Origin of the sequence: Roseateles depolymerans (assembly GCF_003387155.1) — a bacterium.
GTDB lineage: Bacteria > Pseudomonadota > Gammaproteobacteria > Burkholderiales > Burkholderiaceae_C > Roseateles > Roseateles depolymerans.
The window spans coordinates 940,394-956,869 of record NZ_QUMT01000002.1 but is presented as its reverse complement, the minus strand read 5'-3'; the positions used below and the strand labels follow the sequence as shown (position 1 = coordinate 956,869).

12 protein-coding genes are annotated in these 16,476 nt (G+C 68.2%); 6 read left to right on the top strand and 6 right to left on the bottom strand.

What is annotated here, in order from left to right; translation table 11 throughout:
* Positions 1–113 precede the first annotated feature (113 nt).
* Positions 114–500, top strand: coding sequence for a RidA family protein (locus tag DES44_RS12145; protein ID WP_058935162.1), 387 nt, complete (start codon positions 114–116; stop codon positions 498–500).
* 35 nt (positions 501–535) lie between these two features.
* Here the strand turns inward: DES44_RS12145 and DES44_RS12140 are convergent, their stop codons facing one another.
* On the bottom strand, positions 536–2,011 hold the full coding sequence (locus DES44_RS12140) for a GntP family permease (protein WP_058935161.1): 1,476 nt from the start codon (positions 2,009–2,011) through the stop codon (positions 536–538).
* Positions 2,012–2,301: 290 nt separating this feature from the next.
* Here DES44_RS12140 and DES44_RS12135 point away from each other — a divergent pair, with 290 nt between their 5' ends.
* The 5 genes from DES44_RS12135 to DES44_RS12115 are packed head-to-tail and all read left to right on the top strand — an operon-like array spanning position 2,302 to position 9,630.
* Complete coding sequence (locus tag DES44_RS12135; protein WP_058935160.1) at positions 2,302–3,459, top strand: efflux RND transporter periplasmic adaptor subunit; 1,158 nt, start codon at positions 2,302–2,304, stop codon at positions 3,457–3,459.
* A 15-nt stretch (positions 3,460–3,474) separates the two neighbouring features.
* A complete protein-coding gene (locus DES44_RS12130; RefSeq protein ID WP_058935159.1) occupies positions 3,475–6,621 on the top strand; it encodes a multidrug efflux RND transporter permease subunit in 3,147 nt (1,048 codons plus the stop codon).
* Between the two features lie 30 nt (positions 6,622–6,651).
* Positions 6,652–7,371 (top strand): response regulator, encoded by a 720-nt coding sequence (locus DES44_RS12125; protein WP_058935158.1) that lies wholly within the window; start codon positions 6,652–6,654, stop codon positions 7,369–7,371.
* Positions 7,368–8,480 (top strand): ATP-binding protein, encoded by a 1,113-nt coding sequence (locus DES44_RS12120; RefSeq protein WP_058935157.1) that lies wholly within the window; start codon positions 7,368–7,370, stop codon positions 8,478–8,480. Before DES44_RS12125 ends, DES44_RS12120 begins: the two co-directional genes overlap by 4 nt.
* 34 nt (positions 8,481–8,514) lie before the next feature.
* Positions 8,515–9,630: a glycosyltransferase family 4 protein gene (locus DES44_RS12115; protein WP_083525584.1), complete on the top strand. Its 1,116-nt coding sequence runs from the start codon at positions 8,515–8,517 to the stop codon at positions 9,628–9,630.
* Here the strand turns inward: DES44_RS12115 and DES44_RS12110 are convergent.
* From DES44_RS12110 to DES44_RS12090, 5 genes are all read right to left on the bottom strand, one after another.
* Positions 9,591–10,049 (bottom strand): SgcJ/EcaC family oxidoreductase, encoded by a 459-nt coding sequence (locus DES44_RS12110; protein ID WP_375137525.1) that lies wholly within the window; start codon positions 10,047–10,049, stop codon positions 9,591–9,593. The genes DES44_RS12115 and DES44_RS12110 overlap by 40 nt on opposite strands.
* A 251-nt stretch (positions 10,050–10,300) precedes the next feature.
* Positions 10,301–10,996 carry a response regulator transcription factor gene (locus DES44_RS12105; RefSeq protein ID WP_198164764.1) on the bottom strand — a complete coding sequence of 232 codons (696 nt, stop codon included), beginning with the start codon at positions 10,994–10,996 and terminating at the stop codon, positions 10,301–10,303.
* Between the two features lie 2 nt (positions 10,997–10,998).
* Positions 10,999–12,720 (bottom strand): sensor histidine kinase, encoded by a 1,722-nt coding sequence (locus tag DES44_RS12100; protein ID WP_083525583.1) that lies wholly within the window; start codon positions 12,718–12,720, stop codon positions 10,999–11,001.
* Between the two features lie 84 nt (positions 12,721–12,804).
* Positions 12,805–13,674, bottom strand: coding sequence for an alpha/beta hydrolase (locus DES44_RS12095; RefSeq protein WP_211326935.1), 870 nt, complete (start codon positions 13,672–13,674; stop codon positions 12,805–12,807).
* A gap of 304 nt (positions 13,675–13,978) precedes the next feature.
* Positions 13,979–16,411 carry a DOMON domain-containing protein gene (locus DES44_RS12090; protein WP_147307059.1) on the bottom strand — a complete coding sequence of 811 codons (2,433 nt, stop codon included), beginning with the start codon at positions 16,409–16,411 and terminating at the stop codon, positions 13,979–13,981.
* Positions 16,412–16,476 lie beyond the last annotated feature (65 nt).

Here is a 16,476-nt window from a genome sequence, read left to right as displayed (position 1 = left end):
CATTGTTTGGTGGATTCAAACAGTGATTGTGCGACAGCCCTGTTTATTCGCATCCGACAAATTCCTACAGTCCCCGCAGCCCTTCATTCTTTTCACTGCCAAGGACGCTTTGCATGTCACGCGACGTTGTTTTCCCCACCGGCCGTCAGGCGCTGTACGAGCGCAACCGCTATTCCCCCGCCATTCGCTCCAATGGCTTCCTGTTTGTATCGGGACAGGTGGGTAGCCTGCCGGACGGCGCGCCAGAGGCCGACCTGGAAGCCCAGGTCAAACTGGCCTTTACCAACCTCAATGCCATCCTGGAAGCCGCAGGCTGCAGCTTCAAGGACGTTGTGGATGTGACGGTGTTCCTGGTGAACCCGGAGGCCATCTTCGACCGCGTCTGGCCGGTGGTGATGTCCCACTGGGGCGAAGCGCCCTACCCCACGCTGACCGGCGTGGGTGTGACCTGGCTGTACGGCTTCCAGTTCGAGATCAAGGTCATCGCACGGATTCCGTAATCAGCCTCCGACAAGACCGCGTCCTGACCAGCAGGCTAGCCCAGCGGCGGCATTAGGTTCAGCAAGAACACCATCCCCAGGCCCACCAGCGACACGATGGACTGCACCACCGAGATCGTCTTGGTGGCCTCCCCCATGCTCATGCCGAAGGATTCCTTCACCAGCCAGAAGCCGGCGTGATTGGCGTAGTTGAAGAAAAGCGATCCGCAGCCGATGGACAGCGCCAGCAGCGGCTGGTTGATGCCGCCCCCGGAAGCGGCCAGCGGGGCCAACAGCCCGGCGGCTCCCACGATGCCGACAGTCGCCGAACCGGTCGACACGGACAGCAACATCGAGATCAACCAGCCCAGCAGCAGCGGCGAAACCGCGAACTGATGGCTCATGTGGACAATCGCATCGCCCACCTGCGCATCGGTGAGCACCTGCTGGAAGGCGCCGCCGCCGGCAATGATGAGCAGCACATTGCTGATCGGCTTGACGCTGGCGCTCAGCGACCTGCGCACGGATTCCGGATCACCGGACCGCAGCAGGACCATCGCCAACAGCAGGCCCAGCAGCATGGCCACGATCGGATTGCCGACAAAGGCCGACACGTGAAGCAGGCCTGAGGTCTTGTCGAGCAGCACCTCGGCCACCGCATGGAACAGCATCAGCAAGGCTGGCAGCAAGGCGCACAACACGCCGATCCCCACGCCGGGCCCGCCCGTCGATGGAGCGTGAGTTGCCTCAACGGCCCCGGTCTTCCCGTGTGCCTCCCTCGTAGCGGACCCCGACGAATTTGACGCTTGGGCAGAGCCGTCTCCGTGACCGTCCTCCCCGTCATGCGGCACATACTGATGAATCATCGCCTCGTCCGGACGAGCCTTCATGCGCGGCGCGATGAAGGCCGCGTATAGCGGCCCTCCCAGAATGATGGCCGGGATGGCCGCCACAAAGCCATAGATCATGGTGGCCCCCACGCTCGTCTTGAGCGTCGCAATGGCCGTCAGCGGCCCAGGATGTGGCGGCACCATCCCATGCATGGCCGCCAGCGCGGCAATCACCGGCACTGACACATACACATAGGCCGACCCGTTGCCCTGGCGGCTGGTCTCCAGCTTGCGCGCCACACCGAAGATCAGCGGTAGCAGCACCACCAGCCCCACCTCGAAGAACATGGGAATGCCGATGATGAAGGCCACGCCTGCCATGGCCCAGGGCAGAGCGCGGTAGGACGACCGGCTCACGATCGCGTCGGCGATGCGGCTGGTGACGCCGGAATCCGCCAGCAGCTTGCCCAGCATCGCCCCCAGCGCGACGACCAGACCCACCGCCCCCAGCGTTTTCCCGGCGCCGGACGAGATGGCCGAGGCCAGCTTGTTCAGCGGCATGCCGGTCGCCAGCCCCACGGCCATGGACACGACCAGCAAGGCTACGAGCGGATGCAGTCGCGGTTTCAGCACGATCAGGCCCACCAGGCCCAGCACGCTGAACAGCGCAATCAAGAGTAGTTCGATGTCGGCAAGGCTCATGGGCCAGTCTCCTGAGTCGTCACGCCTGCGCCAGGGAAGAAGGTCCTGCGGGCAAGCGTGCGGTGCTCCACGTTATCAGTGCCTCAGCCGCTCCCGGGCGAAGGCTGGCCACGCAGGGGGCGGCGCCGTCATTCGCGTGCGCTTATCGCCTGCCAACCGCGGCCCGCAATCGCCCCCACCTCCACGCAATCTCCACACGCCCGCAGCGTCCGCTCCATCCCCCGCTTTCAAACTTCCGGGCTTTGTGACCGTGACCGAACCCGGTTGCGGCCAACGACGCTTGGAGTGACATGAGCAGAACCCTGCCCCGATGCGGGCACCGCCCCCCCTGGATCGCCGCTGCCCTGCTGGCGGCTTGCAGCGCCCAGGCTCCCACGGAGCCCGGTGCACCCGCGCCTGCGCAAGCACCCGCACCGGTCGTCAGCACGCTGACCGTCCAACCGGCGCCGCTGGAGGTGAGCGACGTTTTCCCGGCGCGGGTCAGTCCCGTGCGGGTGGCGGAAATCCGTGCGCAGGTCAGCGGCATCGTCACGGAGCGCCGGTTCGAACAAGGCGCCGACGTCCGCGCCGGACAAGCCCTCTTCACCCTGCAATCAGCGCCCTTCAAGGCCGAGGCCGCCATCGCCGCGGCCACGCTGCAACGCGCCGAGGTGGCCCTTCGACACGCCCAGGCGCAAGTCGCCCGCCTGTCGCCACTGGCGGCGGAGCGTGCCATCAGCCAACAGGCCTTCGAGGAGGTCAAGACGCAGCGCGACCAGGCGGCGGCCGAGGTCGCGCAAGCCAAGGCCACGCTGGAACGCCGGGAGCTGGATCTTGCCTTCACCACCGTGCGGGCCCCGATCTCCGGCCGCGTCGATCAAGCCTTGCAGACGGAAGGCGCGCTGGTGGCGGCCACCGACACCATGCCGCTGGCGCGCATCGTGCAGTTGGACCAGGTCTACGTGGATGTGCGGCAGCCCGCAGCCCTGCTCACGCCGCTGCAGCAGTCACCACAGTCCCGCGCCTCCGCGCCTGCGCCTGCGCGCGCCGCATCGAAGCCGATCACCCTGCTCCGCGCGGACGGCAGCGAGGTGCAAGCGACGGGCCGCGTGCTGTTCTCCGGCGTGAGCGTGGATGCCGGCTCGGGCGATGTGCTGGTGCGCGTCCTCGTGGACAACCCCGATCGCGCCTTGCTGCCCGGCATGTTCGTGCGGGTCCGGATGCCGATGGCGTCTTATGCGCAGGCGATGACCGTCCCGCAGGATGCCGTCCTTCGCAGCGGGGCAGACACTCGGGTCTGGCGGGTCGACGCCCAGGGCCAGGTGAAAGCGGTTCCCGTCCAGCTCGCGGAAGTCGTGGCGGGACGCTACCGTGTCGTGAGCGGGCTATCGGCCGGCGACCGACTCGTGACGGGCGGCCTGGACAAACTGACGGACGGCATGCGGGTGACCCCGTCTGCCCACCCCTGACCCGGAGCGCCCGTCATGGCTGACTTCTTCATCCGGCGCCCGGTATTTGCATGGGTGCTGTCCCTGTTCATCGTGCTCTTCGGCGTGCTGGCCTTGCCCCAGTTGCCGATCACGCGCTACCCCTCGGTCGCGCCCCCCACGGTGAGCATCCAGGCCACCTATCCCGGCGCCACGCCCCAAACCCTGAACGACAGCGTCGTCACCCCCATAGAACGGGAGCTGTCCAGCGTCAAAGGCCTGATCTACTTTGAATCCTCCGCGGACGCATCCGGCTCGGCGTCGATCACCGCCACGTTCAAGCCGGGCACCGATCCGGCCATGGCTCAGGTCGAGATCCAGAACCGGCTCAAGTCCATCGAGCCCCGATTGCCGCAGGTGGTGCGTCAGAACGGGCTGGGCGTCGAGTCGGCCTCGGCCAACTTCCTGATGATCGTGGGGCTGACCTCCGACGACCCCAGCGTCTCCGAAGTCACCCTCAGCGACTACATGGCCCGCACCACCCTGGAGGAGCTGCGTCGCATCGAAGGCGTCGGCCGCGTGCAGCTGTTCGGCGCCGAGCAGGCCCTTCGCGTGTGGGTGGACCCCGCCAAGCTGATCGGCTATGGCCTGACCCTGTCCGACGTCACCACGGCCCTGAGCCGGCAGAACATCCAGATCGCGCCGGGACGGCTTGGCGATGCGCCGACGGTGCCCGGTCAGCGGATCTCCGTGCCGCTGACGGTGCAGTCCCAGCTCACCTCGGTCGAGGAGTTCGCCGCCGTGGTGATCCGGGCGCAGGAGGACGGCTCGCGGGTGCTGTTGCAGGATGTGGCCCGCGTGGAGCTGGGCGCGCAGTCGTATGGCTTCTCCAGCACCGAAAACGGTCGGACCGCGACCGCCGCCGCCGTGATGTTGTCCCCGGGCGGCAATGCGGTGCGCACGGCGCAGGCGGTGTCCGACCGTCTGGCGCAGCTCGCCCCCTCCCTGCCCACGGGCATGCACTACACCGTGCCCTTCAACACGGCGCCTTTTGTGAAGATCTCCATCCACCAGGTGCTGACGACCCTGGCCGAAGCCATGGTGCTGGTCTTCCTGGTGATGCTGCTGTTCCTCCAGAACGTGCGCTACACGCTGATTCCGGCCATCGTGGCGCCTATCGCGCTGCTGGGCACCCTGACGGTGATGCTGCTGGCGGGCTACTCGATCAACGTGCTCACCATGTTCGGCATGGTGCTGGCCATCGGCATCATCGTGGACGACGCCATCGTGGTGGTGGAGAACGTCGAGCGGCTGATGGCCACCGAAGGTCTGGGGCCGAAGGAGGCCACTCGCCGGGCCATGAAGGACATCAGCGGCGCGGTGGTGGGCATCACGCTGGTGCTCACAGCGGTGTTTCTGCCGATGGCCTTCTCGAGCGGGTCGGTGGGCGTCATCTACCGGCAGTTCAGCCTGTCGATGGCCGTGTCCATTCTGTTCTCCGCGTTCCTGGCCTTGACGCTGACGCCGGCCTTGTGCGCGACGCTGCTGACGCCGGTGTCGCACGGGCACGGGGATGGGCCACGCCGAGGCTTCTTCGGGCTCTTCAACCGGCAGCTGGCACGCATGACCGACCGCTATGCGTCCGGTGTCACCCGGCTGATCCAGCGCCCGATCCGGATGATGCTGGGCTTCGTGGCCGTGTCGGTGGCCCTGCTCCTGGGGTTCCGTCTGCTGCCGGCCGCCTTCCTGCCGGAGGAAGACCAGGGCTATTTCATGACGATGTTCCAGCTGCCCGCCGACGCCACGGCTGAGCGCACGATCGCGACGGTGAAGGCCTACGAGCGACATCTGGCCACGCGCCCCGCCATCGACAGCAACATGTCGATCGTCGGCTTTGGCATGTCCGGCTCCGGCGCCAATACCGCCATGGCCTACACCAACCTCAAGGACTGGTCGGCGCGCCAGGGCGCCACCACGGCTGACGAAGCGAAGAAGGCGCAGGAGGCCATGGCGTCCCAGGAGGGGCTGATCATGACCCTGATGCCGCCCGCCATCGAGGAACTGGGCAGTGCGTCCGGCTTCTCGCTGCGCCTGCTGGACCAGGCCAATCGCGGGCCGCAAGCGCTCAAGGCCGCCCGGGACCAGTTGCTGGCCCTTGCCGCTGGCAGCCCCCTGCTGGCCAACGTGTATGCCGAGGACTTGCCCGACGGCAGCAGCATCCGCCTGGACATTGACCGTCAGAAGGCGCGCGCGCTGGGGGTGGACTTCAACGACCTGAGCGACACCCTCAGCACCGCGATGGGCTCCCAGTATGTCAACGACTTTCCCAACCGCGGCCGCATGCAGCAGGTGATCGTGCAGGCGGAGGCCGGTGCCCGCATGCAGATCGGGGACGTACTGCGCATGACGGTGCGCAATGACAGAGGAAGCCTCGTGCGCCTGTCCGAGATGGTCACCCCGGTGTGGCAGGAAGCGCCGCTGCAAAAGGTGCGGTACCAGGGCTATTCGGCGGCCCGCATCACCGGGGCTGCCGCTGCGGGAGTGTCCAGCGGCGCCGCGATGGCCGAAATGGAGACCCTGGCAGCGCAGTTGCCCAGGGGCTTTGCGCTGGCCTGGGTCGGACAGTCGCTGCAGGAGCGGGAATCGGCCGCGCAGGCCCCCCTGTTGATGGCCTTGTCGATGCTGGTGGTCTTCCTGGTGCTGGCGGCGCTGTATGAAAGCTGGTCGATTCCGCTGTCCGTCATGCTGGTGGTTCCACTGGGACTGATCGGCGCCGTGGCGGCGGTGCTGCTGCGCGGGCTGCCCAATGACGTGTTCTTCAAGGTCGGGCTCATCACCGTGATCGGCCTGTCGGCCAAGAATGCAATCCTGATCGTGGAATTTGCCAAGCAACTGCGAGACCAGGGCTTGAGCCTGCAGGAAGCCGCGGTGCAGGCCGCACGCCTGCGCCTTCGCCCGCTGCTGATGACCTCGCTGGCATTTGCGCTGGGTGTGCTGCCGCTGATGCTGGCTTCCGGCGCGGCCGCTGAGTCCCAGCGCGCCATTGGCACCGGGGTGTTCGGGGGCATGCTCGGCGCGACAGTGCTGGCGATCTTCTTCGTGCCGGTGTTCTTCGTGGTCGTGCTCAGTGCCGCGGACCGCCTGTCGGCCTGGCGACGCCCCCGTGACGCCGGGGCCGCAGACGGACTGCCCCCCGCCGCGTGACAATCAGACCCTCCTGGAGATGAAGACACCATGCTCGATGTGCTGACCTCGCCCCTTGTGCTGATTGCCGAGGACGAGAGCGAAATCGCCGACATTCTGGAGGCCTATCTGCAACGGGCGGGGCTGCGCACCGTCCGGGCCGCGGACGGGCGGCGCGCGCTGGAACTGCACCTCTCCATGCGCCCGGACCTCGTGCTGCTGGATGTGCAGATGCCGCTGATGGACGGATGGCAGGTGCTGGCCACCCTCCGTCAGCGCGGCGACACCGCCGTCATCATGCTCACCGCCCTGGACCAGGACCTGGACAAGCTCACCGGGCTGCGCATCGGTGCCGACGACTACGTGGTCAAGCCCTTCAATCCAGCGGAGGTGGTCGCGCGGGTGCAGGCCGTGCTGCGTCGCAGCAGCCGCAGCGCCCGCAGCAGCCCCGTCGCTGCACAGCTGCTGCGCGTGGACCCGTTCGAGATCGACCTGGAGAACCACGTGGCGACCGTCACCGTGGACGGCAGTGCCCACACCCTCAACCTCACCCTGACCGAGTTCCGGCTGCTGGCCACGATGGCCCGCCACCCCAAACGCGCCTATGCCCGGATGGAGCTGCTGGAAGCCTGCCTGCCCGAAGGCGACACGCTGGAGCGCACCGTGGACAGCCACGTCAGCAAGCTGCGCAAGAAGCTGGAAGACCTGGGCGTGGTGGGCGTGCCGGCGAGCGTGCGTGGCGTCGGTTATCGATTCCGGGATCTGGGATGAAAACACCCAGCCTCAGCCGGCAGATGGTGCGCGCCATGGCGAGCCTGGCGCTGCTGATCAATCTGTCGGTGGTCATCACCTCGTATTCGTTCTACTACCTCGTCTTCAACTACTTCCCCGAGTGGAGCCCGGACGAAGTGGACAGTCTCGCGCCCACCGCTCCGGAGCTGGTGTGGATGGCGGTCACGGCCGTTCTGGCGGTGGTCGCGGCTACCGCAGCCGCCACGCGGCTCGCGCGCAAGATGCTCATTCCCGTGACCTCGGTCGCCGAGAGTCTGCACAAGATCGCGGATGGGGACCTGAGCGCCCGTGCCAGTGGCGGCGACCCGGCCTTCGGGGAGGTGACGCGCCTGGTCAAGGACTTCAACACCATGGCGGACCAGCTCGAGCGCGTCACCCAGGAGCAGGCGCAGTGGAGCGCTGCCATTGCGCATGAGCTGCGCACCCCCGTCACCATCCTCAAAGGCCGGCTGCAAGGGTTGGCCGACGGCGTCTTCGAGCCCACGCCGTCCCTCTTCCTCAAGCTGCTGGCCCAGGTGGAAGGGCTGAACCATTTGATCGAGGACCTGCGCCTGCTGGGCTTGTCCGACATCGGCCATCTGCACATGCAGATCACCCAGGCGGACCTGGCGCAGGAGGTGCGCAAGGTGGCGGAGGTGTTTGAGCCGACGCTGCAAGGCTCGGGGCATCGCCTGGCCTTGCAACTGGGCGAAGGCGTTGCATTTTTCGATCCGGTCCGCATCCGGCAGGCGCTGCTGGCCCTGCTGCACAACGCCAGCCAATACGCGGTGGCGGGTACGGTGCGGGTGTCGGTGATGGTGTCGTCCGCCACCTGCGTCCTGCGGGTGGAGGACGAGGGACCGGGCATCCCGGCAGGCAGCGCGGAGCGGATGTTCGACGCCTTCTGGCGCGGCGAGGCCTCGCGTTCGCGACACAGTGGCGGCTCCGGGCTGGGCCTGGCGGTGGTGGCCGCCATCGCCCGTGCCCATGGCGGCCATGCCCTGTGTGTGCCCTCAGCCCATGGAGGCACGGCGATCGAGTTGTCCTGGCCCAGCCGTCTCCATCATTCCTCAATGAACCCTCCACCGGACCTGGACCCTGCCCGCTGAGACTGAACGCTCTTCTTGAGCCTTCAGTCTCCGCATGTCCTCCTTCTCCAGTTCCCCTCTCACCATCGTTCACGCGGTGTTCTCCTCCCGCATTGCAGGGGCTGAGCGCCACGCCATGGACCTGGCCGCGGCGCAGGCCGAACGGGGCCACCGTGTGCATCTGGTCGGACCCTGGCGGTCGGACCTGCGCGCGGGCCTCTCCCCGCAGGTGACGTATCACGGCCTCATGTCACCGCTGTGGCGCGCCGCGCGCCTGCGCGCGCTGGTGCATGAACTGCAGGCCGACATCGTGCACGGCCATCTGGGGCCTGCCTGCAAGAGCGTGGCTCGCTGCGAAGGCGCGGCCCGGCTGGGCACGCTGCACGTGGGCTACAAGGCCCATCAGCACGGGCGGCTGGACGGCGTGATCTGCGTCAACAACGCCCAGAAGACCTCCACACGCACCTTCCAGGGCGAGGTCCGCGTCATCCACAACTGGCCGCCCAAGCCCACTGCCCGGACCACACGGCCAGGCGCCCCACGCAACATTCGGGAGGAACTGGGCCTGTCGCATCATCGGCTGCTGGTGGGTTGCGTGGCCCGGCTGCACCCCAGCAAAGGGGTGGATGTGCTGATCAATGCCTTCCTGTCGGACGCCAGTCTGGATGCCACGCTGGTCATCGTGGGAGAGGGCCGTGAAGCCCGCAGCCTCAAGCGACTGGCCGCCTACGACTCGCGCATCCGTTTCCTCGGGTTCCGCGACGACGTGGACGAGATCCTCACGTCGCTGGATCTGCTGGTCTCACCGTCGCGCGAGGAGGCGCTGCCGCTGGCGGTGCTGGAAGGCATGCGAGCGGGGCTGCCGATCGTGGCCACGCGCACCGACAGCGCCCTGCAGTTGCTGTCCGACGAGACCGCGACCCTGGTGGCGCTGAACGATCCCATCGAGATGGGCGCGGCCCTGCGGGCGGCCCTTCGGACCATGACCACCCAGCACGGCACCCGCATCCTGCCGCCGTGGCGCGTGCGATACGACCTGTCCCGTTACGACCGCACCTTCGCCATCGATCAGGTCGACGCCCTGTATCGGGACCTGCTGCTTCGCCGGGTGCCGGGGCACCTGCCGAGCGATCAGCTCGACTTGGCCTCAGGCATGGCCGATGAATGGTGATGGGCGATCAGCCACTGCCCGTCCTTCCATTCATAGACATAGGTGTAGCGCGCCTTCACGGTCTGCCCGTCGCCAAAGCGGAAGGTGTAAGTGCCGACGTCCTGCGCCACATTGCAGCCGATCTTGATCACCCGCTTGTCGATGGTGCCCTGAGGTTGATTCTTCAGGAACTTCACGAAGTAGTCGCGGATCTCCGCCGGCGTGGTGCGCGGTTCATTGGTCACCGTGGGCAGCAGCACCGCATCCGGCGCGTAATTGGCAGCCACCCGCTCCGGGCTCCCGGTGGCCAGCGATGCATTCCAGCGATCGAACAGGCCTGCGATCTGCGCCGGCTGGGCGCTGACGCACGCCGGGGCCTGCGCGGCGACGGGCGTCGGTGCCTGAGCCGAGGCCGTGCCAGCGGCGGCCAGCAGGACCATCGCTGCGGCGGGCGTCCAGCGAGCACGGGTCATCGGGCTTTGGACCCGGGCGGCAGCGCGTGGGCGGGAAAAAACGGTCATGAGCAGGAACTCCAGAAGTGGGTTGAGACCAGGCACCGGTGGGTGCCGCACCGGACGTGTCCGCCCGACGCCTTCACGATTCTGGAAAGCCGCGATGAACCGCAGCGCATGGATCGATGAAGCTTTGGTGAGCGCAAGATGAACTGAAAATGAACGCGCTCGCCGCGCGCTCACTCCGCCGCGTCGTCCATCCGGTAGCCCAGGCCGCGCACCGTCTTGAGCAGCGGCAGCGCCTGGTCCTTGTCGATCTTGGCCCGCAGCCGCCGCACATACACATCCACGATGTTGGTCAGCGGATCGACCTGCGCCCCCCAGACGTTGGCCAGGATCCGCTCGCGGCTGAACAACCGGCCAGGAGCGGCCATCAGCAGCTCCAGAAAGGCCAGTTCCTTGGCGGTCAGGGTGATGGGCCGCCCTGCGCGCCGCACCTGGCGTCGCTCGCGGTCGAACTCCAGGTCCGCCAGCCGCAGCACCGAGGCCTCCACCCGCTGCTCCCGTCCCCGGCGCTGCAAGGCCAGCAGACGGGCCAGCAGTTCTTCGAAGTCGAAGGGTTTGACCATGTAGTCGTCCGCGCCCAGCCGCAGGCCGCGCACCTTGTCCGCCTGGGCGTCCATGGCGGTGAGCATCAGGATGGCGGCATGATGGCCCTCGGCCCGGAGCGTCTGGCACAGCTCCAACCCGCTCAGACCCGGCAGCATCAGGTCCAGGATGATCAGCGCGGGCTGGCTGGCGCGGGCCCGTGCCAGGCCCTCCGGCCCGGTGGTGGCCACCTCCACCACATAGCCCTCGGCACTCAGGCCGCGGCACAGGAAGTCGGCGATGCGCGCGTCGTCCTCGATGAGGAGGAGTTGTCGGTTCAGGGTCATCGTCAGAGGTCGGCGTGGGAGCGAGGCGAAGGGTCGGGAGCCGTGGGGACCGCGGAGCCGGCCGGCACCGCTGATGCGGTCGAAGGCGTCGAATGGGGAGTTGCTGTGAGCAGCGCAGGCGCGGTGTCGCTGCCCACATCCGGAATCAGGATCGAGACACAAGTGCCCTGCCCTTCGAGACTGCGGAACTCCAGCCGTCCGCCATGCGCCTGCAGCAGCGTCGCGGCAATGGACAGCCCGATGCCGGTGCCGTCCGCACGATGCGCCCGGGCCAGGCGGCCGCGGTTGAAGCGCTCGAACAGGTGCGGCAGTTCATCGTCGGGGATGCCGATGCCGTCATCCTGGACCTGGAGGCAGTGCATGCCCTCGGCCAGCGTCCATGACACCCGCACCTCCCCACCGGGTCGGGAGTAGCGAATGGCATTGTCCAGCACGATCACCAGCACCTGGCGCAGGCGCATGGCGTCGACCTTGACGTCCACCCCGTCCGGCACTTCCTGCACGCTGAGCGTGAGGCGCTGCGCGGCGGCCTGCGCCTGCACCTGTCCGACCGCGTCTTCCAGCAGCACGCTCAGGGGCAGCCAGTCGGGCGCGATGTGGAGGTCATTGGCCTGGGCGCGGGCAATCAGCATCAGGTCATCCACCACGCCGGTGAGTTGCTTGACGGCGGCGACGATGCGGCCGAGTGCCAGCCGGTAGTCGTCCACGCGCCCCGAATTCGAGCGCAGGGCCACATCCGCCTCACCCCGGATGACCGTGGCAGGCGTTCGCAACTCATGCCCCAGGTCCGCGAAGAGCTGGCGTCGACGCTGGTCCAGCTCCTGCAGTTCCCGGTGGGCCCGGGCCAGTTCCCCGGTGCGCGCCTGCACCTCGTCCTCCAGCCCGCGGCGGATCGCCTCTGCGGACTCCCGGTGCTGCTGCACTTCCTGGGCCATGTCGTTGAAGCGCTGCGCCACCTGATCGAACTCGTCCCCGGCGCCCACGGGGATGCGGTGGTCCAACTGCCCGGCGCGCACTGCCTGGGCCCCGGCCACGAGTGCGTCCAGCGGGCGCTTGAGTCGGCGCCCCAGATGCAGGCTCAGGCCCACCGCCAGCAGGAAGGTCAGCGCGGCCAGGGCCACGGCCTGCACACGCAGCCGCTCGATGCCTTGCTCGGTCGAGGCGCGGGCGATGGGCACGGCCTTGCGCTGCACCTCGATCGCGCCGTTGAGCAGGTCCCGCAGGTCGCGGCCGTGGGTCATGTCAAAGACCTGGTTCAGGCGGCGCCAGACCTCCTCGAAACCTTCGCGGTCCTGATGGGGGGTGAGTTCGCGCAGCTGCTTGCGCACCTGCGCAATGTTGTCGGGCAGCAGGCGACTGATCTCGACCAGGTGGGTAACTTCAGGCGGCACCGCTCCGCCGTCCTGGGCGGTGATGTCCTGCCAGGAGGCCAGGTGGCGACGAGACATGTCGTCCAGCCGCCGGGCGCTGCTGTCCATCGCGTCGAGCAGGCGCTCCCGGGCAGCATCGGTGGCGCCCACGCCCATGACCCGCTGCGCCGCCCAGTTGCGCAGCCGCTGCTTGTTGGCCGACAGGTCCAGCAGCTCGGACAGCAGGTCGCTGGTGAGCCGGCTGTGGCGCGCGTAGCCTTCCACGCGCACCGACCCCCAATACACAATGCCAGCCTGCAAACAGACCAGCGCCAGCATCAGGCTCAAGGCCAGGTTGAGTCGAAGACGGTACATGGCGCCGATTCTAGGGATGTCGTCTTCGGGTGCCGTCTGCGGATGCGGCGTGGGACAGGCGGAAGCGGCCCGTGCCTCAGAGGGTCAACCCGGCAGCGACCAGAGCAGGCCCCGCGTAGCGCCGGAGGGTGCAACGGTCAGGTGGTCTTCGCCCGGCAGCACCTGGCTGTGGATGCGCAGCGACGAAAAGCGGCCACGTGCCAGCACGGCCTGAAACCGACGGGTGTCCGCCACCATGTCTTCGTCCCGGCTGTTGCGCGCGCCCGGGCCGGGCCTTTCGTCCGCACCGACGTACTGGAAGAGCCGCGCGTCCAGGTCCCGATGCGACCGGACATATGCGGCCGCCATCTCCAGCAGCACGCCATCGTCGAACCAGTAGGAGGGGCTGCCCAGAATGTAGTGACTGAACAGCTCGGTGCGAGTGAGCAGGGCCTGGGCGGCCAGCAGCGCGCCATAGGAATGCCCCAGGATCAGGCGCCGCCGAGGGTCGAGCCCGTAGTGCGCAGACACGGCCGGCACGGCGATGTCAGCCAGGTACCGCAGGTAGGCCGGTCCGCCGCCGTACCCCTGGCCGCCGTAGTGCTGGGTGCGCCGCGCCGTGCGTCGAAGCGGATCCGTCGGCGTGTAGTCGCGGTTGCGCATGTCGACGGCGGATTCGTCAGGCGGGCCGGCGAGACCGACCAGCACGAAATCAGCGATGTTCTGGCCGCGCTGGCCCACCCGATGCCGCAAGGCGCGGACCATGGGGAAGGCATACGGCGCATCGGTGACAAACACGGAAGGCAGCATGGCCGACTGGGCGGCGGACACACCAGGGGGCAGGTCCACCCACACCTCATACCGCCGCCCGCTTGCGGGGTCAGGCAAGCGGTGAACAAAGGTGTTGGGCAGCGCATACGGGCCGATCGCCGCAGGCAAGGGCACGGCGGGCGGGTCTCCCGCACGCAAGTCCAAGGCGCCGGCTGCGCTGCTGGGGGATGTGCGGGAAGATGGGTCAGTGGATCGCCCGGAGGCTGGGCCAGAGGATGCGGCGTTGAGAGGTGTTGAATCGCCGGGGCCTGGGAAGGCCGTCAGCCCGGCCAGGGCCGATAAAAGGAGATGCCTGCGGGATGTGTTGGAGGTGTGCATGAGAAGGTCGCGATTGTGAAGCGACCCTCCCGCGACGCTCGACCTGAGATGGGTTACCGCCGTGACACGCTGCGGCGGCCCTCCCCGCTCGCCCCTCAGCCGTCAGCCCTCAGCCTTCATCCGCCCACCTTCACCCCTCCTCACCCAGCGCCGCCTCCAGCTTGAGGAACACCTCCCGCGTCGACGGCTGCTGCGGCCGCGATTCCCACTGCGCGCCCAGCGCAAGCTGCCAGCGGGACGACACCCGCTTCTTCCACATCAGGGACCGGTGACGGCTGGTGTCCGACACCGCGGCCTGGAGCGCCGTCGCGCCGCGCCCGCTGCGCTCGTTCTGCACGATCACCCGCAGGCTCTCCCGCGCATTCAGATGCAGCAGCGTCAGCAGCCGCACCCCGGTCTCGCGCAGCGCCGGGAACGGCCCCTCGCCCGCGATCCGGGTGCCGGTGAGCACCGGGTCGATCTCCAGGCTCCGGTCTCCCGGCAAGGCCCACCGCGTGCTGGCCTGCAGCGACCACCAGCCGCCCTGCCCCACACGGTCCAGGTCGGTGTCGAGCTGCCGCCCGACGCTGCCTTCGGCCGTCAGCCGAGCCATCCAGGCGAAGGGCGTGGTCTCGATGCCGCCGTGCCAGGCAGGCACGTCGTGCAGCCGGCCACCACTGCGGGCGCGCTGCTGATCCAGCCCGAGGTGCAGCCAGGCATTCGTGCGGCGCGTCGTGGCCAGCCAGAGGCCGGTGCGGCGTTCGCGAAGGATCACCTCGCCGCCCGGTTCATCGCGCGAGGCATCGCGCAGGCTTCGGGCCTCCTTGAAGCCCCAATGCCATTCCAGCTGATTCAGCAGCAGGTCGCCAGGCAGCCGGAATTCCCCGAGACGCCGATTCAGCTCGCCCGAGGCTCGCCACAGCCCGGCCTGGTCCACAAAGCCCAGCAGATTCACGAAGTCCGGGCCGATCACCGAGACCTCGGCCGCATTGAGCCAATCGTCGTCGCTGTAGAGCAGATTGGCCCAGGCAGAAGCGTCACGCCGCAGCGGACCTCGGCCGGTAGTGACGCGGTCGTCACCGTCGACGGACAGCGTGTGCCGGCTGGCCATCAGGCTCCATTGTGCTTTCCAGTGGCGACCCTGGTGGCTCTGTCGCCAGAGTCCGTCCACGCCCAGCAACTCGCCCTGTCCTGCGCCCTCCAGCGTCCTTCGGGACAACAAGGTGCCCAGGGTCAGCGCCTGATGGTCGCCTGTCTTGCTGGCATCGTCGCCGCCTTCATAGCCGCGCTCATTGCCGCGCTCATTGCCGCGTTGCGGGTCGCGCTCCTCGACACCGACTTTGCCGCCTACCGGGTTGTGTTCACTGCGGTCGGGATGGCCGCCCGCCGCGCCGACCTGCCAACGGCTGCGCAGCACCTGGGCGCTGCTCGGCGCGCCCAAGGTCCATTCGTCCGTCCCCCAAGGGCGCCCACGCGTGACCACGGTGCCCGCGCGATCTTCCGCCAGCAGCAAGGTGGCGTCCGCCTGCTCGCCCCGCCAGGTGGCGCGTACGCCCCAGCGCGGGTCGGCCACGGTGCGGGAGTAAAAGCCGGACAAAGGCAGCCCCAGCACGTCCGCGCTCTCCAGAAAGTAGCGTCGCTTCTCCGGCAACGCGAGCGCCACCGCGCGGTTGCCACTGGTCTGCGGCGCGTCGATGTCCACCTGCGCAAAGTCCGGATTCAGCGTGGCATTCACCAGCCAATCAGCGCGCGGACGCCACCAGCCTTCCACGCCCACACTGCCGCGGTTCGACGTGGCGCCTTCGGACCGCACCGATCGGCCGGTCCATTCCACCGTCACGTCGCCCTCCGGCTGGTCCCGATGGCGGGACAGCACCGTCGTCAGTCCGGTGACCGGCTCACTGGCATGCAGGAAGCTCAGCGCCTCGGCGTCCGCTTCGCCGCTGACCAGCAGCAGATCATTGGCACTGGGCACCGCGCGGGCCACCACCATGCGCCACGGGGCCGCCGCCTGATAGGGATACCTCAGCGCCGACAGCGGCCAGCGGATCTCCATGCTGTAGCCGTCGGGCAGCCGAACGGCCGCCACCTGGACGGGGAAATCCGGCCCCAGGTCCTCTTCATCATCCGAGGCGCGATAAAGCCCGTCGGTCACGACGCCCGCCAGGCTCGCCTTGACGAACATGGCGGACTCGCCGCGGCCGTTGGTGTCGATCCACACGCCGACCATGTCCTGGTCCCGCTGCACGGCGTCCCGCCGGGACAACAGGCTGCGCGGCGGCTGGGCCGACCACGCGCGGATGCCGATGACCAGCGCCCGAGCGTCGGCCACCACCCGGACTTCGGTCCGAAGATCCTGCGGATGGCCGGCGCCCGCGGTGGGCTGCAATTGGGCAAAGCGGCCATGCACCGCGGCACGTTGCCAGACCGCCTCGTCCAGACGGCCATCGATCACCACCGGCGCGTCGTCGCGGCCAAGGGGCAGCACCTCGAAGGCCTGGGCGGCCGCTGTGCTGCCCAGCAGGCACAGGGCTGGTGCCCAACGGCGCGGCCACGGTGACAAAAGACAAGACAGCAACTTCACTCCCCGGATCCTGCTCACTCCCCGGTCGATGTGTGCCGGAGTGGCCGGGAGTATGTCACCGTGGG

Excerpts from the sequence above, each read along its gene's own strand:
- DES44_RS12145 (WP_058935162.1), top strand. The coding sequence starts at position 114 with ATGTCACGCGACGTTGTTTTCCCCACCGGCCGTCAGGCGCTGTACGAG.
- DES44_RS12140 (WP_058935161.1), bottom strand. The coding sequence starts at position 2,011 with ATGAGCCTTGCCGACATCGAACTACTCTTGATTGCGCTGTTCAGCGTG.
- DES44_RS12135 (WP_058935160.1), top strand. The coding sequence starts at position 2,302 with ATGAGCAGAACCCTGCCCCGATGCGGGCACCGCCCCCCCTGGATCGCC.
- DES44_RS12130 (WP_058935159.1), top strand. The coding sequence starts at position 3,475 with ATGGCTGACTTCTTCATCCGGCGCCCGGTATTTGCATGGGTGCTGTCC.
- DES44_RS12125 (WP_058935158.1), top strand. The coding sequence starts at position 6,652 with ATGCTCGATGTGCTGACCTCGCCCCTTGTGCTGATTGCCGAGGACGAG.
- DES44_RS12120 (WP_058935157.1), top strand. The coding sequence starts at position 7,368 with ATGAAAACACCCAGCCTCAGCCGGCAGATGGTGCGCGCCATGGCGAGC.
- DES44_RS12115 (WP_083525584.1), top strand. The coding sequence starts at position 8,515 with ATGTCCTCCTTCTCCAGTTCCCCTCTCACCATCGTTCACGCGGTGTTC.
- DES44_RS12110 (WP_375137525.1), bottom strand. The coding sequence starts at position 10,049 with ATGGTCCTGCTGGCCGCCGCTGGCACGGCCTCGGCTCAGGCACCGACG.
- DES44_RS12105 (WP_198164764.1), bottom strand. The coding sequence starts at position 10,996 with ATGACCCTGAACCGACAACTCCTCCTCATCGAGGACGACGCGCGCATC.
- DES44_RS12100 (WP_083525583.1), bottom strand. The coding sequence starts at position 12,720 with ATGTACCGTCTTCGACTCAACCTGGCCTTGAGCCTGATGCTGGCGCTG.